Source organism: Nonomuraea turkmeniaca, assembly GCF_005889735.1.
Classification (GTDB): domain Bacteria; phylum Actinomycetota; class Actinomycetes; order Streptosporangiales; family Streptosporangiaceae; genus Nonomuraea; species Nonomuraea turkmeniaca.
Genome location: NZ_VCKY01000346.1, coordinates 1 through 8,424, shown reverse-complemented (window position 1 = coordinate 8,424; position 8,424 = coordinate 1). Strand labels below are relative to the sequence as shown.

Below are 8,424 nucleotides of genomic sequence, written 5' to 3'. Positions count from 1 at the left end.
GTCCTGAGGGGTGATCACCACCTCGATGTCCGGATCCACCCCGTAGTTCTCCACCCCCCACCCAGGCCCGTCGAGCCAGAACGAGTACCGGGGCTGGGTGACGCGGGTCCCGTCGACCAGGTGGTACCGGGAGTCGATGCCGATCACCCCGCCCCACGTCCGCGTCCCCACGAGCGGCCCGATGCCGCGGTTCTTGATGCCGGCGCTCACGATGTCCCCGTCCGAGCCGGCGAACTCGTCCGTGACCGTCACGACCGGCCCCCGCGGCGAGTCCTCCGGATATCGCATCGGCTCGTACCCGCGGGCCAGAGCCCAGCCGGTGACCTTGCGGGACAACTTCTCCAGCACCAGCTCCGACAGGTGTCCGCCGCCGTTCTCCCGCATGTCCACGACGAGCCCGTCCATGGTCATCTCGGTACGCAGGTCGCGGTGGAACTGCGCCCACCCCGACGCCACCATGTCCGGCACGTGCAGGTACCCGAGCCGCCCGCCGGACGCCTCCCGGACGAAGGTTCGACGGCTCTCCACCCAGTCGTGGTACCGCAGCTGCGTCTCGTCGGCGATCGGGCTGACCACGACCCGCCTCGGGTCGCCGCCGGAGGCCGGCCGCACGGTGAGCTCGATGGGCTGGTTCGCGGTGCCGGCCAGGAGCGCGAGCGGCCCGCGTACCGGATCGACCGGACGCCCGCCCACCGCGAGGATCGCGTCGCCGGGCCGGACGGCGACGCCGGGGGCGAGGAGCGGCGAGCGGGCCGCGTGGTCGGACGTCTCGCCGGGCAGGATGCGCTCGACCCGCCAGACGCCGTCTTCGTCCCTGGCCAGGTCGGCGCCGAGCAGCCCTTGGCGGCGGCGCGGGTCGATGCTGTCGTTGGGGGCGACGGCGTAGGCGTGGGAGGTGCCGAGCTCGCCCTGCGCCTCCCAGAGCAGGTCGACCAGCTCGGAGTGGGCGCCGATGCGCTCGACCAGCGGCGCGTACCGGTCGAGTATGCCTTGCCAGTCGACGCCGCCCATGTCCTCGCGCCAGAAGTGGTCGCGCATGAGCCGGCCGGCCTCGTGGAAGCCCTGCCGCCACTCGGCGACCGGGTCGATCTGGACGGCGATCCGATCGAGGTCGACGGTGATGACCTCGTCGCCTTCCGTCGCGGCGCGGGTCTGCAGGCCGTTCTTGCCGTTGGTGACGAGCCTGGTGCCGTCGCCGCTGACCTCGAACGAGCGTATTTCCCTGCCCAGCTCGCTCTTGGCGCGCTTCTTGAGGTCGTAACGTTCCAGCACGATCTCGTCCGTCGACTCGGTGCCGTCGCCGAGCTGCCCCGCGAGCGGGTGACGCAGCCAGAGCAGGGCGTCCTTGGCGGTACGCAGGTTCCGGTAACGCCCGGCCGGCACCGGCACCGGCACCACGCGCGAGGCGAGCCCGTCGGGGTCGACTTCGGTACGCGGCGGCGCGTCATCCTTCTTGTCGTCCTTGCCGCCCTTGTCGTCCTCGCCGTTGAAGCCCCGCCCCTGGAGCGACGGGTCGAACGGCGACGGAGTGTCGGCCCGCAGCGGCACGATGTACGGCTTGCACCCGTTAGGGAACGACAGGTCGAAGACGTGCGCGTCGTACACGGGGTCGAACGTCCGCACCGACAGGAACGCCAGATGCTTGCCGTCCTTGGTGAACACGGGGTCGTAGTCCGCGAACCGCACCGGCGTCACATCGATCACCGACGTGCCGTCCACGCGCCCCATCCTGATCTGCGACAGCGGCTCGTGGTGCGGGTGCACCCAGGCCAGCCAGCCGGAGTCGGGCGAGAACGTCAGCCCGCTGATGTCCCCTTGCGTGGTGCGGTCCAGCTCCCGCAGGGAGCCGGACTCCAGGTCGACCGCCAGCAGCAGCCCGTCGTGCGTGGCGACGGCCACGTGTTTGCCGTCGGGCGCGGCCGCCAGCTCCAGCACCCTTCCGAGCTCCCCGGCGGCCAGCGTGCGGACCTCTCCACCGGGCGTGCCGATCTCCAGGCCGTCCTCGCCGCTCGCGTCCGACACCCAGATGGCCCGCCCGTCGGCGTCCAGGACGCGCGGCAGCCGTACACGGACACCGGGCTGCACCCGCAACGCGCCCGCGGGGCCGTCGCGGTGGGGCACCCAGTGCGCGGTGCCGCGGATCTCGACCGCGCTGGCCCGTCCGGTGGCGTCGGGCGAGTAAGCGGCGACCCGCAGCGGCGCCGGCCGCTTGGCCCGCCCTGGCCGCGGCCCGCCGAGCTTCACCTCCAGCCGGTACGGCTCCGCGTCCAGGCTCTCCAGCACCCACAGGTCACCGGCGTGGCTGTAGATCACCCGTTGCCCGTCGCTCTTCGCGTGCCTGGCGTAGAACTCCTCGTGCGAGCTGTGCCGGCGCAGGTCGGAGCCGTCGGGCAGGGCGGAGTAGACGTTTCCGGCACCGTCGATGTCGGCCAGGAAGACGACCCTGTCCCCCACCCAGCTGACCGACCAGTACTGCGCCGTGCTGTCGGGGAACAACCTGGTGAACTCCCCGCCACCGTCGGCGTCCACCCAGATCTTGCCCGCGGTGCCGCCCCGGTACCGCTTCCACCGCGACGGCTCACGCCACATCGGCGACACCGTCGCGACCCTCCCGTCGCTGACGGCGACGTCGCTGACCCACCCGTACGGCAGCCGCGTGGCCGCCCCGCCGTCGAGCGGCACGGCGTGGGCCCAGTTCCTGACGCGGCTGCTCTGCCCGGCCGAGCTGATCGCCAGCACGTGCCCGTCGTCGCTCCAGCCGCGAACCTCGGTCGTGGCGCTGCCCCAGTGGGTCAGCCGCTCACCCTCGGGACCGTCGATCTCGGCGGCGAACACCTCAGGCGCACCCTCTCGGCTGCCCGTCCACGCGATGCGGCTGCCGTCGGGAGAGAACCGCGGATTCGACACCGATGCCCGATCGGCGGTGAAGCGCCATGCTCTTCCCCCCGCCAGCGGAGCCAGCCAGACGTCGTCGTCGGCGACGAAGGTCACCAGGTCACCGTGGAGGTGCGGATATCTCAGGTATGCGCCATTTGTCACAGCTGAACACTAGTGCGCGGCACCAAGCCGAGCCCATGAATTCTCCTCCTGGCGGACCTGCGGCGTGCTGGGAACACCCAAGTCCGGGGTGTGCCGGAAATGTAGGGGAAGGTGACCGGTTGCCAGCTTCTGCACCTTGAGAGGGACCATGAGGATCTTCGCGCGTACCCACCAGCTCCCGCCCCGCCTGGCCGCCGCCGCCATCATCCTGCACTCCGGGCTCGACATGACCCGCGTAGACGACCAGGCGGCCGCCGGGCTGCACGGCATGGCCACGGGCGCGTACCCCTTCCTCAGCCGGATGGACCCCGTGACCTTCTCCAGGCTGCTGTCGCGGGCCCAGATCGTCCTCGGCACCGCCCTGCTGCTGCCGTTCATGCCGTCATTGCTGGCCGGGGCCGCGCTGACCGGGTTCGCGGGCGGGCTGCTCGGCCTCTACCTCAAGACGCCCGCCATGCGCCGTGAGGGCAGCCTGCGCCCGTCCCAGCAGGGCATCGGCGTCGCCAAGGACGTCTGGCTTCTGGGCATCGGCCTGGGGCTGGTGTTCGAAGAGCTCGGCCAGCGATGATCTCCGATCTGCCGCCACTAATCCAGACAATGACGGGTAGTCCGGACGCATGGTTCACATCGGCTACACCCTGATGTCCGAACAGACGCCGGCGCGCGAGCTCGTCGACTACGCGGCGGCAGCCGAACGGATCGGCTTCGACTACGCGGTCATCTCCGACCACTACTTCCCGTGGCTCGAGGAGATGGGGCATTCGCCCTACTGCTGGTCGGTGCTCGGCGCGGCGGCCCAGGTCACCGAGCGAATACCGCTCATGACGTACGTGACCTGCCCCATCATGCGCTACCACCCGGCCGTGGTGGCGCAGAAGGCGGCCACGATGGGCGTGCTGAGCCAGGGCCGGTTCACGCTCGGCCTCGGCGCGGGCGAGAACCTGAACGAGCACGTCATCGGCGAGGGATGGCCGCCCGTGGACACCAGGCACCGGATGTTCGCCGAGGCCATCGTGATCATCAAGGAGCTGTTCGGCGGCGGGTACGTGACGTACCAAGGCGAGTTCTTCGACGTGGACTCGGCCAAGCTGTACGACCTGCCGGAGGAGCGCGTGCCGATCGGCATCGCGGCCTCGGGCGGGCAGTCGGCGGAGATCGCCGCCGAGTACGGTGACGTGCTGGTGGTCAACGAGCCGATGCCGGACGTGGTCCAGCAGTTCAACGCCGCGGGCGGACAGGGCAAGCCGGTCTACGGCCAGCTCCCCATCGCTTACGACACCGACCCCGAGGCCGCCAGGGAGCGGGCCCACCACCTGTGGCGCTGGGCCGCGGCGGGCGGCTGGAAGGTCATGGCCGAGCTGCCCGGGCCGGTGAACTTCGCCGCCGCGGCCGGGACGGTGCGGCCCGAGGACGTGGCCGAGACCGTGCCGTGCGGCAACGACGTGGACGCGGTCGTGCAGGGCGTGCGGAAGTTCGTCGACGCGGGCTACACGCACGTGGCCCTGGTCCAGATCGGGCACGACCAGCAACAGCCCTTCTTCGACTGGGCGGAGAAGGAGCTGCTCCCGGCCCTGCGCGCCCTCTGACGCGTCCCCAGCCCCAGACTTTCGGGCAGACGCCATCCCAGGAAATCCCCGGCCCGGACCTTCAGACCGGGCAGACGCCGTCCCACGAAATCCCCGGCCCCGAACTCCCGGGGCCGGGGGGCGACGCCTACGGGACGATGTTGACCAGCTTGGGCGCCCGGACGATCACCTTGCGCGGCATGCCCGTCAGGTAGGCGGACACCTTCTCCGAGGCCAGGGCCAGCTCCCGCAGCTCCTGCTCGGTAATGTCCGGCGACACCTCCAGCCGGTCGCGCACCTTGCCCGCGACCTGCACCACACAGGTGACCGACTCCTGCACCAACAGCGCGGAATCGGCGCTCGGCCACCCGCCGAAGGCGACGGGACCGGTGCGGCCCAGCCGCTCCCAGCCCTCCTCGGCGGTGTACGGGGCCACCAGCGACAACATGATCGCCAGCGTCTCCGCGGCCTCGCGGACGGCGGGGTCGGCGGGCCCGGGGCCGACGTCGATGGCCCGCCGCGCGGCCGAGGTCAGCTCCATCATCCGCGCCACGGCCACGTTGAACTTGTAGGAATCGACCTGCCTGGTGACCTCGTCGATCGTGCGGTGGGTGACCTTGCGCAGCTCGGCGTCGCCGCCCTCGACGGGCGCGCCCGGCTCGCTGGTCACCTCCGACATCACCCGCAGCGCTCGGGCCAGGAACTTCTGCGAGGCCAGCGGCGAGACGTCCGCCCAGTCGATGTCGTCCTCGGGCGGCCCGGCGAAGATCATGGTCAGGCGTACGGCGTCGACTCCGAAGTCGTCGATCTGCTGGCCCAGGTCCACGCCGTTGCCCAGGGACTTCGACATGGCCTTGCCACCGTTGATCACCTGCCCCTGGTTCAGCATGCGCTTGAACGGCTCGGTGAAGTCCACCATGCCCATGTCGTGCAGGACCTTGGTGAAGAAGCGCGAATACAGCAGGTGCAGCACCGCGTGCTCGATGCCGCCGACGTACTGGTCGATCGGGCCCCACTTGCGCACCTGCTCGACGTCGAACGGGCCGTCGGGGTAGCCCGGCGAGCAGTACCGCAGGAAATACCAGGACGAGTCGACGAACGTGTCCATCGTGTCGGTGTCGCGCTGCGCGCGCCCGCCGCACTTGGGGCACTCGACGTTGACCCAGTCGGCTGCGCTGGCCAGCGGCGACACGCCCTTGGGCGCCAGCGCCTCACCACGCAGGTCGGGCAGCGTGACCGGCAGCTGCTCGTCGGGGACGGGGACCTCGCCGCAGTCGGGGCAGTGGATGATCGGGATCGGCGTGCCCCAGTAACGCTGCCGGGACAGCAGCCAGTCACGCAGCCGGAAGTTGACCGCGCCGGTGCCCCTGTCGTCGCGCTCCAGGATCTCGATGATCTTCCGGATGGCCTCGGCCTTGTCCAGGCCGTCCAGCGCGCCGGAGTTGACCAGAGTGCCCTCGCCGGGCGTGGCCTCGCCGGTCTCACCGGGATCGGCCAGGCCGGTGTGCACGACGACCTTTACCGGCAGGTCGAACTTCAGCGCGAAATCCAGGTCGCGCTGGTCGTGCGCGGGCACGGCCATGATCGCGCCGTGGCCGTAGTCGGACAGCACGTAGTCGGCCGCCCAGACCGGGATGCGCGCGCCGTTGACCGGGTTGATCGCGTAGCGGCCCAGGAAGACGCCGGTCTTCTCCTTGTCGGTGGCCAGCCGCTCGATGTCGCTCAGCCGGGCGACCTCGGCGCGGTAGGCCTCGAACGCCGGCCGCTGCTCGTCGGTGACGATCTCGTCGGCCAGCGCCGCGTCCGCGGCGACCACGAAGAACGTGGCCCCGAACAGCGTGTCGGGCCGCGTCGTGTAGACGTGGACCGGCTCCTCGCGGCCTTCGATCGTGAACAGCACGTCGGCGCCCTCGGAGCGGCCGATCCAGTTGCGCTGCATGGTCAGCAGGCGCTCCGGCCAGTCGGTCAGCTGGTCCATGTCGTCCAGCAGCCGCTGCGCGTAGTCAGTGATCTTGAAATACCACTGCGTCAGCTCGCGGCGGATGACGTCGGCGCCGCAGCGCTCGCACCTGCCGGCCACGACCTGCTCGTTGGCCAGCACCGTCTGGTCGTTGGGGCACCAGTTGACCAGGCCGCCCTTGCGGTAAGCCAGGCCGCGCTCGAAGAAACGGATGAACAACCACTGGTTCCAGCGGTAGTAGTCGGGGTCGCTGGTGTGCAGGCGGCGCGACCAGTCGAAGGAGATCCCGTAACGCTTGAACGAGTGAGCCTGCGTCTCGATGTTGGCGTAGGTCCACTCGGCCGGGTGGGCGTTGCGCTTGATCGCGGCGTTCTCCGCGGGCAGGCCGAAGGAGTCCCAGCCGATCGGGTGCAGGACGTTGTAGCCCTTCTGCATCCAGTAGCGCGCGACGACGTCGCCGATGGCGAACACCTCGCCATGGCCCATGTGCAGGTCGCCCGACGGGTAGGGGAACATGTCGAGCATGTAGCGCCGCTCGCGGGGGTCGGCCGGGTCTTCGCTCGCCCGGTAGGGGTCCTGCTCCTCCCATCGCTGCAACCACTTGGCCTGCAGCGCCTGCGGGTCGTACTCACTCACGGCTACTGTCCTTCTGGCTTGATTCGGACCCATAAGAAAACCCCCCGTGCACACAACGAGGGGTAGCCGCGACGGCGAGATCTCAGGGCCGTCGCGGCCCGCTAAGAAGCAGGGTCGCGGAACGCATGTGTCAAGCCTAGCGCACCTCTTCATTGAATGCAGTTCGGCAGAAAGCTACGCCCGCCATCGAGGTGCGAGGGCACAATGGGTCCTTCAGGTCCGGTGAGACCTGATGGTGATGTATCCGTTGTGACCTCATTCGTCCCTTAAGAATACCCTTGTCGCCATGGTGTACCGAGCTGAGCATGATCGACCGGAGGACGGCCTGCCCATGCAGGATCCGCCCACCGATCCGCATGGCTTCGCTCGTTTCCCTGCGGAACCACCTGCATCTCCTGGAAAATCCCATGAGATCATGCCTGGTACGTCAAATCCGGATATAAGGGTTGATCCGGACACAACTTCGGGAGGGCCGGCAGCAATGGCAACGGATAATTCCGGACCTCATCTGCCTCCATCCTGGCCGGAGTCGCCGCCCTCCCCGTGGCCCGACTCCTCCGCGCCCGACGCCCCTCCCTCGTGGTCTTCCACGCCTGAGGCTCCTTCCTCGTGGCCTCCCGCGGCCGAGGGCCCTACCTCCAGGCACGGTTCCCCATCGGCCGACGTGCCCATGTCGTGGCCGGACGCTCCGAGGCCGGCCGCGCACCAAGAGCCCGCCTGGCCGGAGCCGCCCCGCCGGGACGGCCCCTGGCCCGAGCCGCCGCGCTCCGAGCCCCGTCGCGACGCCTCCCCCACGGACGCGGCCCCGTCCTGGCCCGAACCGCCCCGCCAGGACGCCGGCTGGCCGGAGCCGCCGCGCGATGACGTTCCCATGTCGTGGCCCGACGCCGCACCACAGGCCGGACCGACGTCCTGGCCCGACGCCGCACCGCAGGCCGGCTCGCCTTCGCGGACGGACGCCGCGCCGCAGGACGTGCCGATGTCGTGGCCCGAGGCCGCGCCACTGGGTGGGCCGGCCGCACCGGATCCGGCCGTGCCGGATCCGGTCCCCGCGTGGGCGCAGCCGCCGTCCCCTGCTCCCGGCGCCTGGTCCAACCTGTCCACTCCGGCCCCATGGCCGCACGGCGAGCGCGGCCGTAGCGCCGAGGCCCCGGACCAGCGCGCGGCGGCGTACGGCCAAACCGCTCCGGCCGGGCCCCCGCCGCACGACGCGCCGGCCGCGCC

4 protein-coding genes and 1 pseudogene are annotated in these 8,424 nt (G+C 70.6%); 3 read left to right on the top strand and 2 right to left on the bottom strand.

What is annotated here, in order from left to right; all coding sequences use genetic code 11:
* Nucleotides 1-3,039, bottom strand: a 3,039-nt coding sequence (locus ETD86_RS50455) for a S41 family peptidase (RefSeq protein WP_138673738.1), incomplete at its 3' end; no start/stop codon positions are given.
* A 148-nt stretch (nucleotides 3,040-3,187) separates the two neighbouring features.
* Between ETD86_RS50455 and ETD86_RS50450 the strand changes: the two genes are divergently transcribed.
* Together ETD86_RS50450 and ETD86_RS50445 are read left to right on the top strand one after the other, a co-directional pair.
* A complete protein-coding gene (locus ETD86_RS50450; protein WP_138673737.1) occupies nucleotides 3,188-3,607 on the top strand; it encodes a hypothetical protein in 420 nt (139 codons plus the stop codon).
* A 49-nt stretch (nucleotides 3,608-3,656) separates the two neighbouring features.
* The gene (locus tag ETD86_RS50445) at nucleotides 3,657-4,625 is read left to right on the top strand and encodes a TIGR03557 family F420-dependent LLM class oxidoreductase (protein ID WP_138673736.1); all 969 of its coding nucleotides are present in this window, start codon (nucleotides 3,657-3,659) and stop codon (nucleotides 4,623-4,625) included.
* A 127-nt stretch (nucleotides 4,626-4,752) separates the two neighbouring features.
* Here the strand turns inward: ETD86_RS50445 and leuS are convergent, their stop codons facing one another.
* Nucleotides 4,753-7,233: a leucine--tRNA ligase gene (leuS, locus tag ETD86_RS50440; RefSeq protein WP_138673735.1), complete on the bottom strand. Its 2,481-nt coding sequence runs from the start codon at nucleotides 7,231-7,233 to the stop codon at nucleotides 4,753-4,755.
* An 838-nt stretch (nucleotides 7,234-8,071) separates the two neighbouring features.
* Between leuS and ETD86_RS50435 the strand changes: the two are divergent.
* Nucleotides 8,072-8,424 (top strand): annotated as a pseudogene (locus tag ETD86_RS50435) (hypothetical protein); the annotation flags it as partial.

Coding starts and splice junctions, on each gene's coding strand:
- leuS (WP_138673735.1), bottom strand. CDS start 7,233: ATGGGTCCGAATCAAGCCAGAAGGACAGTAGCCGTGAGTGAGTACGAC.
- ETD86_RS50450 (WP_138673737.1), top strand. CDS start 3,188: ATGAGGATCTTCGCGCGTACCCACCAGCTCCCGCCCCGCCTGGCCGCC.
- ETD86_RS50445 (WP_138673736.1), top strand. CDS start 3,657: ATGGTTCACATCGGCTACACCCTGATGTCCGAACAGACGCCGGCGCGC.